Source organism: Reinekea marinisedimentorum (assembly GCF_004341165.1).
In the GTDB taxonomy this organism is placed as follows: Bacteria; Pseudomonadota; Gammaproteobacteria; order Pseudomonadales; family Natronospirillaceae; genus Reinekea; species Reinekea marinisedimentorum.
Map to the genome: position 1 here is coordinate 111,324 of NZ_SLZR01000010.1, position 14,167 is coordinate 125,490.

The window sequence follows — 14,167 nt, forward strand, 5'->3', positions numbered from 1 at the left end:
AACAATAAAGAAGTATTCGAATGTTCAAAAAAAGTACCGATAAAGCAGTAGACCCGACCAAAGCGCTGCGCTCTGATATTCTCAGTGGCATGCCTAAGCATGAAGCCTTCAGCAAATATAGGGCTGCGCAGGGCGAACCGATTCGCGGCTCGATGATTGCTGCCATGCTGCCCGATGCCGCAGACCGGGCCAGTTCCCGCTGGCTGGTGTATTTAATGCTGGCGCTGTACTGGGTGCCGATTCTCGGGCTCTATACCGCCAGTGCGCTGCAGGGCAATTTTGCGGTGATTTGGGGGCATTTCTTTTGGCCAACGGTGGTGACCTATTTTTTGATCCGGCACTCATCGGTCAGTTATTACTTTTTTATCTTCCTGCTGCTCCATACCTTTTATGTGGCCTTTAATTCCAATGTGCCGAACCCGCTGTTTGTGCCTCTTGTGGGGTTGTACTGTGCCGGCCTGACGGTTCTGACGGTTTATACCAAGATGCGCCTGTATCCTTATCAGAGCTTTTTTCACCAGAAGAAAAATCCGAACGATACCTACGTTTACACCGCAGAAAAAGACGAAGTTAAACCGGTGGCTCAAAAGAGAAGAAAACGCCGCTGAGCACCGGGAACGGCCTTTGAACTTTTTCAGAGGCCTCAGGCCGTTGCCAACCTGTAGATTCGGGTACGTTCACCCGAGGGGGCAAAGCCATCTTCTAGTCGTTGCCAGCCAAACTTCTCGTACAGGCCATCGTGATCAGTTGTCAGGTACAAATGAGCAAAGCCCGCGGCGGCAGCCTGCTGTTTGGCGTGACTGAACATGCGCTCACTAAGGCGGCTTCCGCGGTGGTCTTTTTCAATAAACAGGCAGGCAAACCAGGGCATCAGGTCGTGACGGCTGATGAAGTCATTGGCGATCAGGCCATAACAGCCCGCTATTTCAGTAGAACCTTCAGCTTCATGCAGCAGCAGAAAGAACTTTGGAATCCTGTTTTCGAGCAGGAAAGCGTGCGCCACGGCATTGAGGTAAAAGCTGAGGTTAGTCTTATTGCCCCATTTGCTATGAATATACTGAGCGCCTTGTTCAACGCCACCCTGGTATTCCTGAACATTCACAATGCGGTACATGGCTACCCCTTTTTATGGACTGAAAGGCTTTCCCAGGCCGCCTGTATTGCCCGGAACTTTTCTTCGCAGCCGCCTTTATCGGGGTGATGCTGCTGAACCAATGCCCGGTAGTGCTGCTTCTGGGCATCAGCTGTCTCATTGCCGCTGAGCCCCAGTACGGCCAGTGCTTCGGGTTTGGCGTGAAATCTGGCCAGCTGCTGCCAAAAGTGATCAAGCATGCCCTGAACAGACGCCGCATTTTCCCGGTTCATGTTCGCAAGATCCAGATAATAATCCTTCAACGGGTCGGTATGGCCGGGGAGGTTGTTCTCTGTGCGGGTCATGGGCAGTATGCGGATCGTGACGGCAGTGATTTCAATAAAACCACGTTGGTCGCGCAGCCACTCGTTCTGCAGTACATACAGGCAATGGCGCAGATAAAAGTGATGCTGGAAGAGGATCAGAGGGTCTGCCAGATTGGGCTTGGGGTAGGGGCTATCTGCCATCTCGTTTAACCGGTTAATGAGCTCAAACTCAGTAATCCCGTCAGTCGAGTGGCAGATCAGTGCTTCGATCGCAAGCATCAGCCTGCGATCGAGATTGAGGTTCTTCATGCAGTTTCGGTGCTGATTTCCATGCACATGACATGACTGTTCCCCGGTTTTACCAGGCGGCTATCTTCAGAGGTGTTGGTCGTTTCAACACAGAACATTTTGGTATATTCAAGGTCGTTAAAGTTGCTCAGGCTTTTCGATTTTTCAATCCACGGGTTCCACAGCACCATTGAATTGCTGCCGCGACGGGTCATGGTCACCGCCTCTTTACCCAGGTTAACGAGTTTTACCGGCTCGCCCTTATCCAACACGACACCGTCAACCTCCTGATCAAAGCAAAACTCACCTTTCAGATCGTATGCTTTGTCTTCCAAGCGGTTCAGGAAGCGCGCGTCTTCCAGCCCCTGGATGCGTACATCATCAATGTTGGCGCAACTGAAGTAGGTGTGCAGCGCCTGGCTGATTTCAAAGGGCTTGTCATCGTTGTTGGTGGTGGTCAGGCTCATGACCAGCGTTTCGCCAATGCTGATCAGCAGCTCACAGGTCGCTTTGTAGGCAAAGCCCAGCTGGTCGCCGGTCGTTGTGTAACTAAAGCGAATATCGGTGCGTTCGGCGGTATCGCTGACCACTTCATATTCCCAGTCCAGAGCCCTGACCAGACCATGAGCCGGAGCATCGGGCTCTTTGGTGTTCGGACCAAACCACGGCCAGCAAACAGGCACACCGCCACGAATGGCTTTGCCCTTTGCGAAGTTCTCTTCCTGAGACACGAAGATCACGTTGTCCTGGTTGAGCGGGGTGTACTCAATCAGGTGCGCGCCCTGTACAGCAATGGTTGCCGTGGCATACTGGTTATCAATACGCAGCACTGGCAGTTCATTCAACGTATCCAAAACGACATTTTCTGACATGATGTTTTCAGTCATTTCTTACTCGCCTTTCGTTAACAAATTGCCGACATTCTGTAGCAGCCGATGGCTGTTGGCAAATTCTGACCGAAGGGTATGCACGGAAATCGCGTTGTTTCTGACTGGAATATCGTGTTTAAGTGTTCATTACTTTGGACATATTTACGCAGCTTAAGTGGCTCAGGTGTAATGCATTCAGTACACTGAGCGAAAATCAAACAGTCATTAGAAAAGGTTTACCAATGCGAAAAGGGTTAGTTCTGCTTATGTTTGTCTGTGCGTTTGCCAGTGCCGATGAGCAGGCGTTTGGTAAGGTATTTATCGGTACCGTCGATACCTTTAAAGAGGCGCAGGATACCCAGTATGGCATTGAGTACCAGTTTGCTGAGGGTAAAACCCGATACGATTTTAAACCCTTTGTCGGCCTGATGCGCACCCGCTACGCATCGCACTACCTGTACACGGGCTTTAGCCGAACCTCCAAATTTACCGATTCTGCAACCGGCTTGTCGGTGCATTTCGCCTTTGGCCCGGGCATTTATCTGCATGGCGATGGTGACGATACCGACCTTGGTCACTGGTTTGAGCTGCGCACCAGTGCCGGGCTGATCTGGACCTTTGCCGACAATACCCGCATGGGGCTGCACTTTTCGCACCTGTCCAATGCCTCGCTGGCTGATGAGAACCCCGGAACCGAACTGATCACCTTCAGCTACGAATTGCCGTTTTGAGCCTGCCTTCGGGCTATTCGCTAACACCCGCTCCTTTGATATGCTTCCATCAGCATAATAATCACAGGCACCATCATGGCTCCAAAATCTCTAGCCAGCAGCTTTAAGCGCGTAGGTATCGTTGGCAGGCTACACAGCCGTACCGTCGCGCTGTCCGTGAAGCGGCTGACGCAACTACTCGATCAACTGAATAAAGAATACTGCGTAGAGCTGTCTTTGCTCGATGCAATGAACGAACTGGGCTGTGGCGCAAAAAGCCGCACCGAGCTGGGCAATTGGGCCGATCTGATCATTGTGGTCGGCGGTGACGGTACCTTTTTAGGCGCCGCGCGTGATTTGGCTCAGTATGGTGTGCCGATGCTGGGTATCAACCGCGGCCGGCTCGGGTTTCTGACCGATGTGATGCCTCAGGAAATGGAACAGCGGGTTGCCGAGGTCATTAATGGCGATTTCCAGCTGGAGCAGCGCTTTCTGCTGAACGTTCAGGTTGTGCGCAACGGCGAGGTCGTGGAAGAGAACTGTGCCTTCAACGATGTTGTACTGCATCAGGGGCAATCTATCCGTATGATTGAGTTCGATCTGCTGGTCGACGGTCAGTTTGTTTATAACCAGCGCTCCGATGGCCTCATTGTGTCTACGCCGACCGGTTCAACAGCCTATGCTTTAAGTGCCGGCGGTCCTTTAGTGCACCCGAGTATGGATGCGCTGATACTGGTGCCGATGTTTCCGCACAGCCTGACTAACCGGCCTCTGATGGTGGGCGGGAATTCAGAATTGCGAATCAAGCTCGGCTATGAAAACGACTACCCGCCGCACGTCAGCCTGGATGCGCAGATCCACCTGCCGCTCGAGCATGGCGATGAGCTGCACATCCGCAAATACGCACATACGGTTCGGCTGATTCATCTGGTGGATTACAACTATTTTGAGATCTGCCGGACTAAACTGGGCTGGAGCAACAAACTGGAAAACAACGACGAGGAGTTCGATCAATGAATTTCGATGAACTGGCCGCCAATATGACGCCGGATATCTACAGCCGGTTACGGGAAGCCATTGAACTGGGTCGTTGGCCAACAGGCTCCGTGCTGACTAAAGAACAGAAGGCGCTTTGCCTTGAAGCCATTATCAAATACGAAATCGCTCAGGATATTCCCGTTGAGCAGCGTACCGGTTTTATTGCCGATAAATGTAAATCTGAAACTGCAGCGGAAACGATCCCTACCGTTTCGGTCGATTCCGGAGAAAACGAATGATCACCCCGGACCTGTTTGAAATGGCTGATCAGCCCGAAAACAACCAGACCGCTGTAGAGCCGGTCACCGGCACCGTGCGTAAAATGGTCAGCCACTGGCACGAAGGTGCCAAAGTGAGCTATGCACTGCCGCTCGGCGACAGCCTGATTGACATGACTCCCTACATTGGCCAGCACCTTAAGCTGACCTACGAGGGTGAAATTCACTGCCTGCATTGCGGTGAGCTGACCAACAAAAGCTTTGGTCAGGGCTATTGCTACAAGCATTTCATGTCGCTGGCGCAGAACGACAGCTGCATCATGTCGCCGGAGCTGTGCCATTACCACGAAGGAACCTGCCGGGAGCCGGAGTGGGGTGAGCGCAACTGTATGCAATCGCACTACGTTTATCTTTCCAATGCCAGTGGCATCAAGGTGGGTATTACCCGCGGCGGTCAGGTGCCCACACGCTGGATCGATCAGGGCGCAATTCAGGCCATTACCATAGCCCGGGTCACCAGCCGTCAATTGGCGGGGTTCCTGGAGGTTATCTTCAAGAAGCATGTGGCCGATAAAACCAACTGGCGTACCATGCTGAAAGGCACCGCTGCCGAACTGGATATGGCAACCGAGCGTGACAAGCTGTTCGAGCAGGCCAAGCCGGAGCTCGACGCGCTGGTCGAAAAGCATGGCATTGCAGCAGTGCAGCTGCTGACGCATGGCGATCCATTCTCGATTGAATTTCCGGTGCAAACCTACCCGGAAAAGGTCACCAGCTTTAATTTCGATAAAACACCCGTTGTTGAAGGTGTACTGCAAGGCATAAAAGGGCAGTACCTGATCTTTGATACCGGGGTCATCAATATTCGCCGTTTTGGCGGCTATACCGTCAGCATCAGTTAAGCTGAAGCGCTGATCCGACCAAAACGCACTAAAGTCATCACCTGGAAGCTCTATGAAAACTGAAACACCTGTCACGATTCGCCTAAAAGATTACAAGCAACCCGATTACTGGATTAAAAACACCAAGCTGGTCATTCGTATTTTTGACGATTACACCGAGGTCCTTTCTGAGCTGAGCATGGTAAAAAACGAGTCCGTCCGTGGGCTGCCGGCGTTGGTTTTGGATGGTGTCGATCAGCAAATTCAGTCACTGGCCTTTGATAACTTTGTCATCACCGAATATGACTACAGTGGCGAACAGCTGACCGTTCAGCCGACCGCCGATGAGTTTGTTTTCAAGGCCGTCACTCATATTGAACCGGAAAAGAACACCTCGCTGGAGGGGCTGTATAAATCCGGCTCTACGTATTGCACCCAGTGTGAGGCCGAAGGCTTCCGAAAAATCACCTTCTATCTGGATCGCCCGGATGTGATGGCCACCTTCTCAACCCGCATTGAAGCGGATAAGAGCCGCTTCCCGGTTTTGCTGGCCAATGGTAACCCGGTAGAAGCCGGTGATCTGGACAGCGACCGCCACTTCGCCACCTGGGAAGATCCGTTCGTAAAACCGGCCTATTTGTTTGCAGCGGTTGCGGGCGACCTGGTGCGCAAAGATGACAGCTTCACCACCTGCTCGGGCCGGGAAATTTCGCTGCGTATCTTTGCGGAGCCGCACAATGCCCATAAAACTGACTTTGCTATGGATGCTTTGAAGCGTTCCATGCGCTGGGATGAAGAAAAGTACGGCCGTGAATACGATCTGGATATTTTCATGATCGTTGCGAGCGACTATTTCAATATGGGGGCCATGGAGAACAAAGGCCTGAACATTTTTAACAGCGCCGCCGTGCTGGCTAACGCCGATACCGCATCCGATGACCGCTTCGAGCGCATCGAAGCTATTGTTGCGCACGAATATTTCCACAACTGGAGCGGCAACCGCGTAACCTGCCGTGACTGGTTCCAGCTTTCACTGAAAGAAGGCTTTACTGTCTACCGCGACGGTCAGTTCACTTCGGATATGCACGATGCCACCGTTAAACGCATTAAGGATGTCCGCTTTCTGAAAAACACTCAGTTCCCGGAAGATAACGGCCCGAACGCGCACCCGGTTCAACCGCAGGAATACATGGAAATCAATAACTTCTATACCGTGACGGTTTATGAGAAGGGTGCTGAAGTGGTCGGTATGATCCACACCCTGGTGGGTGACGAGCAATTCCATAAGGGAGCCGATCTATACTTTGAACGCTTCGATGGCATGGCAGTGACCACCAACGATTTTGTCGCCTGTATGGAAGAAGTCAGCGGTATGGATCTGACTCAGTTCAAGCGCTGGTATACCCAAGCCGGCACGCCGCTGGTTAAGGTAGAAGAGCGTTACGATGCCGAACAGCAGCAATACAGCCTGAGCTTCAGCCAGAGCCTGAAAACAACGCCGGGCCAGAGTGAAAAGCTCCCCATGGTGATACCGGTGAAGATGGCCCTGTTGAACGATGCCGGCGATGAGTTGAGCATTGACTGTGATGGCAACTTCAACCCGGAAACCCGGGTGCTGACGCTGACCGAAGCGGAAACCACCGTGACCTTCAGTAATCTTGCGGCCAAGCCGGTGCCTAGCCTGTTCCGTGATTTCTCCGCGCCTGTCCGGGTTGATTTCAACCAGGCAGAAGGCGATATCTTTACCCTGGCAACGAAAGACAGCAACACCTACAACCGCTTTGACGCGGCGCAGAAAATCTATCTGGACGCGCTGCTGGGCATGATCAGCAGCGGCAGTGAAGCTACGCCTGCCATTGTGGAACAGGTTGTTGAAGCAACACTTGCCGACGAGTCTCTTTCACACGCCATTAAGGCGGCATTGCTCACACTGCCTTCCTACCAGATGCTGGTGGATAATATTCAGCAGAATGTCGATGCCGAATTAATTGTTAAGGCCCGCGATGCCATGCGTAACCGGATTGCTGAACAGTTCAGCGCTCAATGGCAGCAGCTGGCAGAGCAGTTGGCCAGTGCCGAAGACTATCAGTTTAACGCGCAGGAAGCGGGCCGCCGTGAACTGCAGGGGCTGGCGCTTGGTTACTTTGCATTGATGACCGGTAACAGCACCGCACTGAATGCCGCCGAAGCCCTGTACCGCGCAGCCCACAACCAAACTGACCGGTTGAACGGCTTAAGGGCGGTGGTCAATTCAACAAATCGCAGCCGCGCCAACGCCATGTTGAACCACTTCTATGACAGCTGGAAAGACGATACCCAGATGGTGGAAACCTGGTTCTCGATGCAGTCGGCCAGTGATGGTGTCAGCGTTGACTCCATCAGCGCCTTAATGCAGCACGAAGCCTTCGATATAACCAACCCGAACAAGGTGCGCTCGGTGCTGGGGGGCTTTATCTCTAACTTTAAATCGTTCCACAATTCCGCGGGTGATGCCTACGATTTCGTCGCGGAGAAGATCTGTGAACTGGATGCGCTTAACCCGCAAATGGCGTCGCGCTTTGTGGTTTCGCTGGAAAACTGGAAGGTGTTCTCAGAAAAACGCGGTGCCCTGATGAAAGCCGCGCTGGAGAAAATACTCAACAGTGGCCAGCGCTCGCCGGATGTGTTGGAAAAGGTGCAAAAGGCGCTGGCCTAACCTGCAATAGACTTCGTTAGCCCGCGGAATGCGGGCTTTTCGCCTCTTAATCGCTATTCTGTGAAATTTCTCCTTATTTTTTTCTGAATCTGCCGCTAATAGAATATTGTCAGACAAAACAGATGTGCTGCTTTGCGTTGATTTTTCTTACTTATTGAACTGTGCTGTCAGTGATAAGTGGCGGTGAATATTCTTAGCGTTGCCGGAGGACGGAATGAAACTAAAAATAAAATTACTGGTTAACCTGCTAACGGTGTCCATTGTCACAGGCTTGGTGGTGGCCATATTGTCCGTTGTGATGGCAAGTAACGCGATTGAAAAGCAGGTGTTCGATCAGCTTGAGTCATTGCGTGAGGCCAAAAAGACCAGCATTGAGCGGTATCTTGATGACATAAACAATCAAATATTGTCGTTGGCTTCCAGTAACGAAGTTATGAATGCACTCACGGATTTCAACGATGCCAGTGCCATCTATATGACATCGAGAGGTGTTGATGACTCTGATATGGCTGAAAAGCGAGCTCAGCTGGCCAACTATTATGATCGAGAGTTCCTAACCCGTTTTGCTGCCGGTAATTCTCCAAACTTCACCTCTGGTGCAGACTATGTAGAGCGGCTTTCTGATGTCGGTGTTGTGCTGCAACTCGACTATATAGCTGAAAATCCGGAACCTGTGGGCAGCAAGCACCTGCTGGATGGCGTTGATAAATATAAGGGTTACGGCAAGCAACACGTTCTTTATCACTCTTTCTTCAGGGATTATCTGGAACGGTTTAAGTATTACGATCTGTTTTTGGTCGATGCCTGGAGCGGCGATGTTATTTATTCCGTTTTTAAGGAAGTAGATTTTGGTACTTCTCTTAAAGACGGTGCCTTCAGTAATACCGGCATAGGGCAAGCTTATAACGCTGCTCTAAACGCAACCGATATGAGTCAGGCTAACTTTATCGATTTTGATCAGTATGCGCCTTCTTATAATGCTCCGGCAGGCTTTGTCTCTGCGCCTATTTTTGTCGACGATGAAGTCGCAGGGGTACTGATTTTTCAATTTCCCGTGGTTCAGTTAAATAAAATTATGACTGAGCGGGCAGGGCTGGGTGAAACAGGAGAGACCTATCTTGTTGGTCCAGACAGACTGATGCGTTCCGATACAAACCGTGACTCTGAGCATCATAGTTTAGCGGCTTCGTTTGCTGATAAAGAGGCAGGCAGAGTTGATACAACGGCCGTAGAGGCATCGCTGAGTGGTCGAAGCGGCAGTGAAGTGATTACCAGCTATTCAGGCGATAGGGTACTTTCTGCCTATGCGCCACTGCAGCGCCACGGGCTTTCCTGGTCAATTATTGCAGAGATGGATGTTGATGAAGCCATGGCGGCTATTCGTTCATTACAGCTGGGCGCCGTGCTGGTAGTGCTTGGCTGTGCCATCGTGATCGTGCCGCTGGGCATCGTTATCAGCAACAGCATAACCCGGCCACTGGGCGGTGAACCGTTGGATATGGTGGCCATTGCTAAATCGGTAGCCGATAAAGACCTGACGGTTGAATTCAGCAGCAAGGCGTCTTCCAATACCATTTACGGGGCCATGCGCGATATGTCGGCAAACCTGCGGGACATTATTGCCGGCCTGGCAGACAGCAGTCACCGCCTGGCTTCTGCGGCGGATCAATCCTCCTCGACATCAAAGCAAACCCTGGATGCCGTGGAGCAGCAGCGCAGTGGTACGGATCAGGTGGCCACAGCGATTACCGAGATGTCGGCTACAGTTCAGGAGATTGCCAACAATACGGCTGAGACATCCAGATACTCGGCGGATGCCCAGCAGTTGGTGAATCAGGGAACAGACAGAATGGAGCAAACGCTGCAAACCGTGGCCGGTTTGGTGCAGCAGGGTGAGCAAACCTCGCAGGCGATCAGCTCGCTGCACGATGAAAGCCAGAAGATCGGAGCGGTGCTGGATGTCATCCAGAGTATTGCTGAACAGACCAATCTGCTGGCGCTGAACGCTGCCATTGAAGCGGCGCGGGCCGGTGAACATGGCCGTGGCTTTGCGGTGGTGGCGGATGAAGTAAGGTCGCTGGCGCAGAAAACCCAGGGCTCGGCATCGGATATCCAGCAAATGGTTGAATCGATTCAGTCCGGTGCCAAGCGTGCCATTGATTCAATGGAAGCAAACCAGCGTCAGGTGATGCAGACCTCTCAATACACCGAGCAGGCCAAGCACTCGTTCGATGAAATCCGTGAGGCGGTAACCAAAATCAGCGACATGGCCGCGCAAATTGCCACCGCAACCGAGCAGCAAACGGTGGTTGCCAGTGAGGTCGATAGCAATATTGTGGCGATTACTGAACTGGCCGAACAGACCTATCAGGGCGCTCAGGAAATTAACGCTTCCAGCTCTGAGGTGGCCGAAGCGGCTGAAGAGCTCAGCGGTATCGTTGGCCAGTTTAAGGTGTAAGGCCGGCGTGTAACGAAAAAGCCCGCACAGTTGCGGGCTTTTTATGGTTAGCTGTAGGTCAGGTCTTTGGTCTTGCCCCAGAATATCCGGTAAGCAAGAGCGGTGTATAGCAGGATGAACGGCAATACAACCGCAACACCATAGAAGATAACCTTCAGGCTCGCCGTGGCACTGGCCGCTTCCTGGGCTGACATCACCCCGGGAATAATCTGCGGGTAAAAGCTGTACGCCAGCGCCAGAAAATTCAGCATAAATACCAACGTGACTGCGACAAACGGAAACCAGCAGCCGATGTCTTTATAAGTCGGCACATGCGCCAGGTAGCGGTCGACACTGATGATCAACACAATACACATGAACGGGATAGTGGCCAGCAGGAACAGCGCCGGCAGGCTGAACCAGCGCTCGAACACCACATCGCTGATCAGCGGATTGGCGATGCTGATCGACAGCATGCCTAACGTAGCCATCCAGCCGGCGCGCCGACCAATTTTGGCGGCCTGCTTCTGCAACGCACCGGTTGCCTTCATCACCAGCCAGGCACTGCCGATATAGCTGTAAGCCGCACTCACGCACAGTGCACTGAGCAAAGCAAAGAATTGCGGGCCGAAGCCGGCTTCAAAGCCCATCACGTAGCGGCCGAGCATGTAGCCCTGAGTCAGTGCCGTCAGCCACGAACCTGCCTTGAACAGTAAATCCCAGCGGTATTTGTGATGGTCTTTGGCCTTGGCGCGAAAATCAAACGACACACCGCGCAGGATCAGACCCACCAGCATCAGAAAGGTTGGGAAATACAGTGCGGTGAAGATGATCGACTGCGCAAACGGAAAGGCGATCAGCAGAATACCGATGGCCAGCACCAGCCAGGTTTCGTTGGCATCCCAGAAGGGGCCAATCGAGGCGATCATCTTATCGCGGTGCGCTTCATTGGCCATCGGCATGGTCATGCCAACGCCCAGGTCGTAACCATCCAGCACGGCGTAGATCAGGATAGAAAGCCCCATCAGGCAGAGGAAAATTTCCGGCAAGTAAGCATCGATCATTGTTGACCTCCACGAATAAATGGCAAGCCTTTGTTGACTGAGCCCTGATCACTGTTAAGGCTGGCATTCACATTCTTCTTGGCCAGATAAAATAGCGTTTGAACGTAGGCGAACAGCAGGAAACCATAAAGCGCCAGGTACAGCGCCAGCGATGTGCCAACCTGTGTGTTGGCAACGCTGGTAACCGCATCGGATGTTTTCAGGATGCCGGTGACCAGCCACGGCTGCCGGCCGATTTCAGTGACATACCAGCCGGCCAGAGTGGCGATCCAACCGGAAAAGGTCATGCCGGTGAGTACCATGAGCAGCCAGTTTGGCAACTGGTGTTTTCGCAAAATAAAGAAGGCTGAGAGCCAGCTAACCGCGAGCATCAGCAGGCCCATGCCGACCATGATGCGGAAACCGAAAAACAGCGGCTTCACCGGCGGGTGATCGGCAAAACTGTTCAGACCCTGAATTTCACCATCGGCTTTATGGGTCAGAATCAGGCTGGCGAGCTTTGGAATACCAATTTCAAAGTGGTTTTCCCGCGCCTGTTCATCCGGCCAGGCGAACAGCAGCAATGGCGCGCCTTTTTCTGTTTCCCAAACCCCTTCCATGGCCGAGATTTTTTGTGGCTGGTGCTCAAAGGTGTTCAGACCATGCAGATCACCGACGACGGCCTGCACCGGCATCAGCAGTGCGGCGGTAAAGATCGCTGTGGTCAGTGCCATGCGGGGTGAGGTGGTGGTGTCGCCCTTCAGTAGTTGGTAGGCGGAAAGACCGGCCACCAGGAAACAGGCAGTCAGACCAGAGGCCAGCAGCATGTGGCTAAATCGGTAGGGCATCGACGGGTTAAAGATCACTTCCTTCCAGCTGGTCACGTGCGCGACGCCGTCGATCAGCTCGTAGCCTTGCGGCGTTTGCATCCAGCTGTTGAGCACCAGAATCCAGAAGGCTGAAAGCGTGGTGCCCACGGCAACCAGCAGCGTTGCACCGGTATGCATCCAGTTGGGTACACGGTTCATGCCGAACAGCATGATGCCCAGGAAAGTGGCCTCCATGAAGAATGCCGTGAGAACTTCATAGCCCAGCAGCGGACCCGCGATATTGCCGACTGTCTCCATATAGCCGGGCCAGTTGGTGCCAAACTGAAAACTCATGGTAATACCGCTCACGACACCGAGAGCGAAGGAGAGCGCGAACACCTTGACCCAGAAGCGGTAGATATTCATCCACAGCGGGTGCCCGGAAATGTTATGGCGGATTTTGAAATAAAACAGCAACCAGCCCAGGGCGATGGTGATGGTCGGGAACAGAATATGAAAGCTGATGTTAGCGGCAAACTGAATGCGCGACAGCATCAGCGTGGTAGCGAGAGCTTCTTGCATGGTTAGCCCCCCTCTGCGATTTGTTGATAGTTGCGGCTGGCGGTGTTGGCGTGGCCGCGTTTTTCCGCGCCTTCATCGGTTGCCGAGTGGTGTGGGCCAGGCAAGTTTAAGTAGCGCCGGGTCATGGCCCAGAAATGGTTAAGATAGGGTTGGGATGTCGGTTTCATACAAATACTCCGAAGTTAGTTGAAAGCTTTGTATGGTTTAACGTTCAAAAGTTCCTGAAAGTTCAATGGCTTAGGGTTTTCTTTGCGGGTATTAGGTGTCGATCAGCGTGTGCCGGCAAATGTTGCGATTCCATCCGTAGAGAAAGCTGCTAATGTTCCTGGTTCAGGTTTGATTTTCAGCAAAAATACATTATATTAGGTTTATCTAAATTAAGGGTGGAGGCACTCATGTTTCAGGCAAAACACTTTAGGATGGTTCACGCGTTTCTGATGTCGGTACTTATGGTGACGATGATGACGGCGGTGATCACGGCTGCGAACACGGGTCTGGACAGTGAGTTTGTAGGTCGCTGGCTACATGCCTGGCTCATTGCCTGGCCAGTCGCATTTTTGATTATCCTGGTATTCGGGAAGGGGGTGCAGAAATTTTCTATGAAGCTGTGCCGGGTTTCCGGTTAGCAGGGGTAGGCAGGGTAAAGCCTTTTGCAGAGAAAAGGCCTTACCTTAAGGGTAGGCACTTAGTCGTCGCTGCCGCCATCAAATTCAAAGTCAACATCAATCATTGCGCGGTATTGATAGACATTGCGTGCAACCGCCACTTCCTCTACTTTCACTTTCGTGTCATCAATAGAAAGGTTACGAACGACACCTTCATTGTAGGTTTTCAAGGTGCTTTTCAGCTCACCCTGAGAGGCCTGCGCCAGATCATCAATGACATCAAAACCTGCTTCATAGGCAGCGGAAGCGCTGTCATAAGTACCTGTATACAGAGTAGTTGAACCGCTGTTAGAGCCGGCGAAAGAAGCAGAACTGATCAGTACAGCAGCAGCAATAGCAGAAGAAACTTTAGCGAATTTGTTCATGGTAATTCCTCATCTTTGGAAATAAATACTTTCAGTTAGGTGATTGAGAGTCTTCAGTGCTTCTGGGCAGGCTGCTCCCCCTCAATCGGGACAACTGCAGATTGCGCTCACCATCGCTGAACTGCCAGTTAAGGAATATTAAACGTTATTTTTTGATATGTTTTGGTAA

Annotated in this window: 15 protein-coding genes; 8 read left to right on the top strand and 7 right to left on the bottom strand. The window is 52.2% G+C overall.

Going from position 1 to position 14,167, the window contains the following annotated elements:
* Positions 1–20: 20 nt before the first annotated feature.
* The gene (locus BCF53_RS12535) at positions 21–608 is read left to right on the top strand and encodes a hypothetical protein (protein WP_132702079.1); all 588 of its coding nucleotides are present in this window, start codon (positions 21–23) and stop codon (positions 606–608) included.
* A 35-nt stretch (positions 609–643) separates the two neighbouring features.
* Here the strand turns inward: BCF53_RS12535 and BCF53_RS12540 are convergent, their stop codons facing one another.
* From BCF53_RS12540 to BCF53_RS12550, 3 genes are read right to left on the bottom strand one after another with little or no spacing between them, the layout of a single operon-like run.
* Positions 644–1,114 (bottom strand): GNAT family N-acetyltransferase, encoded by a 471-nt coding sequence (locus tag BCF53_RS12540; protein WP_132702080.1) that lies wholly within the window; start codon positions 1,112–1,114, stop codon positions 644–646.
* Between the two features lie 2 nt (positions 1,115–1,116).
* On the bottom strand, positions 1,117–1,707 hold the full coding sequence (locus BCF53_RS12545; protein ID WP_132702081.1) for a DNA-J related domain-containing protein: 591 nt from the start codon (positions 1,705–1,707) through the stop codon (positions 1,117–1,119).
* A complete protein-coding gene (locus BCF53_RS12550; protein WP_132702082.1) occupies positions 1,704–2,573 on the bottom strand; it encodes a D-hexose-6-phosphate mutarotase in 870 nt (289 codons plus the stop codon). The genes BCF53_RS12545 and BCF53_RS12550 overlap by 4 nt, the downstream gene beginning before the upstream one ends.
* A gap of 224 nt (positions 2,574–2,797) precedes the next feature.
* Here BCF53_RS12550 and BCF53_RS12555 point away from each other — a divergent pair, with 224 nt between their 5' ends.
* From BCF53_RS12555 to BCF53_RS12580, 6 genes are all read left to right on the top strand, one after another.
* Complete coding sequence (locus BCF53_RS12555; protein WP_132702083.1) at positions 2,798–3,286, top strand: acyloxyacyl hydrolase; 489 nt, start codon at positions 2,798–2,800, stop codon at positions 3,284–3,286.
* A gap of 75 nt (positions 3,287–3,361) precedes the next feature.
* A complete protein-coding gene (locus BCF53_RS12560; protein WP_132702084.1) occupies positions 3,362–4,282 on the top strand; it encodes an NAD(+) kinase in 921 nt (306 codons plus the stop codon).
* Positions 4,279–4,542, top strand: a complete 264-nt coding sequence (locus tag BCF53_RS12565; protein WP_132702085.1) for a YeaC family protein — start codon at positions 4,279–4,281, stop codon at positions 4,540–4,542. The genes BCF53_RS12560 and BCF53_RS12565 overlap by 4 nt, the downstream gene beginning before the upstream one ends.
* A complete protein-coding gene (locus BCF53_RS12570; RefSeq protein WP_243645829.1) occupies positions 4,539–5,423 on the top strand; it encodes a DUF2797 domain-containing protein in 885 nt (294 codons plus the stop codon). The genes BCF53_RS12565 and BCF53_RS12570 overlap by 4 nt, the downstream gene beginning before the upstream one ends.
* Before the next feature lie 52 nt (positions 5,424–5,475).
* Complete coding sequence (gene pepN, locus BCF53_RS12575; RefSeq protein ID WP_132702086.1) at positions 5,476–8,097, top strand: aminopeptidase N; 2,622 nt, start codon at positions 5,476–5,478, stop codon at positions 8,095–8,097.
* 214 nt (positions 8,098–8,311) lie between these two features.
* Entirely contained in the window at positions 8,312–10,555 is a 2,244-nt protein-coding gene (locus BCF53_RS12580) for a methyl-accepting chemotaxis protein (protein WP_132702087.1), read from the top strand.
* A 47-nt stretch (positions 10,556–10,602) separates the two neighbouring features.
* On the opposite strand, the gene BCF53_RS12585 is transcribed toward BCF53_RS12580, so the two are convergent.
* Genes BCF53_RS12585 through BCF53_RS19220 form a run of 3 tightly spaced genes read right to left on the bottom strand, consistent with a single transcriptional unit; the run spans position 10,603 to position 13,135 of the window.
* Positions 10,603–11,598 (bottom strand): cytochrome d ubiquinol oxidase subunit II, encoded by a 996-nt coding sequence (locus BCF53_RS12585; protein ID WP_132702088.1) that lies wholly within the window; start codon positions 11,596–11,598, stop codon positions 10,603–10,605.
* Positions 11,595–12,968 carry a cytochrome ubiquinol oxidase subunit I gene (locus tag BCF53_RS12590; RefSeq protein WP_132702089.1) on the bottom strand — a complete coding sequence of 458 codons (1,374 nt, stop codon included), beginning with the start codon at positions 12,966–12,968 and terminating at the stop codon, positions 11,595–11,597. Before BCF53_RS12590 ends, BCF53_RS12585 begins: the two co-directional genes overlap by 4 nt.
* A 2-nt stretch (positions 12,969–12,970) precedes the next feature.
* Complete coding sequence (locus BCF53_RS19220) at positions 12,971–13,135, bottom strand: hypothetical protein (RefSeq protein WP_165901911.1); 165 nt, start codon at positions 13,133–13,135, stop codon at positions 12,971–12,973.
* Between the two features lie 228 nt (positions 13,136–13,363).
* On the opposite strand from BCF53_RS19220, the gene BCF53_RS12595 reads away from it, so the two are divergent.
* Positions 13,364–13,594 (top strand): DUF2798 domain-containing protein, encoded by a 231-nt coding sequence (locus BCF53_RS12595; protein WP_132702090.1) that lies wholly within the window; start codon positions 13,364–13,366, stop codon positions 13,592–13,594.
* 59 nt (positions 13,595–13,653) lie between these two features.
* On the opposite strand, the gene BCF53_RS12600 is transcribed toward BCF53_RS12595, so the two are convergent.
* Positions 13,654–13,998 carry a DUF3316 domain-containing protein gene (locus tag BCF53_RS12600; RefSeq protein WP_132702091.1) on the bottom strand — a complete coding sequence of 115 codons (345 nt, stop codon included), beginning with the start codon at positions 13,996–13,998 and terminating at the stop codon, positions 13,654–13,656.
* Between the last annotated feature and the right edge of the window lie 169 nt (positions 13,999–14,167).

Bases quoted from the DNA above. Each gene is read 5' to 3' on its own strand.
- BCF53_RS12540 (WP_132702080.1), bottom strand. From the start codon at position 1,114: ATGTACCGCATTGTGAATGTTCAGGAATACCAGGGTGGCGTTGAACAA.
- BCF53_RS19220 (WP_165901911.1), bottom strand. From the start codon at position 13,135: ATGAAACCGACATCCCAACCCTATCTTAACCATTTCTGGGCCATGACC.
- BCF53_RS12570 (WP_243645829.1), top strand. From the start codon at position 4,539: ATGATCACCCCGGACCTGTTTGAAATGGCTGATCAGCCCGAAAACAAC.
- BCF53_RS12560 (WP_132702084.1), top strand. From the start codon at position 3,362: ATGGCTCCAAAATCTCTAGCCAGCAGCTTTAAGCGCGTAGGTATCGTT.
- BCF53_RS12550 (WP_132702082.1), bottom strand. From the start codon at position 2,573: ATGACTGAAAACATCATGTCAGAAAATGTCGTTTTGGATACGTTGAAT.
- BCF53_RS12595 (WP_132702090.1), top strand. From the start codon at position 13,364: ATGTTTCAGGCAAAACACTTTAGGATGGTTCACGCGTTTCTGATGTCG.
- BCF53_RS12555 (WP_132702083.1), top strand. From the start codon at position 2,798: ATGCGAAAAGGGTTAGTTCTGCTTATGTTTGTCTGTGCGTTTGCCAGT.
- BCF53_RS12590 (WP_132702089.1), bottom strand. From the start codon at position 12,968: ATGCAAGAAGCTCTCGCTACCACGCTGATGCTGTCGCGCATTCAGTTT.
- pepN (WP_132702086.1), top strand. From the start codon at position 5,476: ATGAAAACTGAAACACCTGTCACGATTCGCCTAAAAGATTACAAGCAA.
- BCF53_RS12580 (WP_132702087.1), top strand. From the start codon at position 8,312: ATGAAACTAAAAATAAAATTACTGGTTAACCTGCTAACGGTGTCCATT.
- BCF53_RS12535 (WP_132702079.1), top strand. From the start codon at position 21: ATGTTCAAAAAAAGTACCGATAAAGCAGTAGACCCGACCAAAGCGCTG.
- BCF53_RS12545 (WP_132702081.1), bottom strand. From the start codon at position 1,707: ATGAAGAACCTCAATCTCGATCGCAGGCTGATGCTTGCGATCGAAGCA.
- BCF53_RS12565 (WP_132702085.1), top strand. From the start codon at position 4,279: ATGAATTTCGATGAACTGGCCGCCAATATGACGCCGGATATCTACAGC.
- BCF53_RS12585 (WP_132702088.1), bottom strand. From the start codon at position 11,598: ATGATCGATGCTTACTTGCCGGAAATTTTCCTCTGCCTGATGGGGCTT.
- BCF53_RS12600 (WP_132702091.1), bottom strand. From the start codon at position 13,998: ATGAACAAATTCGCTAAAGTTTCTTCTGCTATTGCTGCTGCTGTACTG.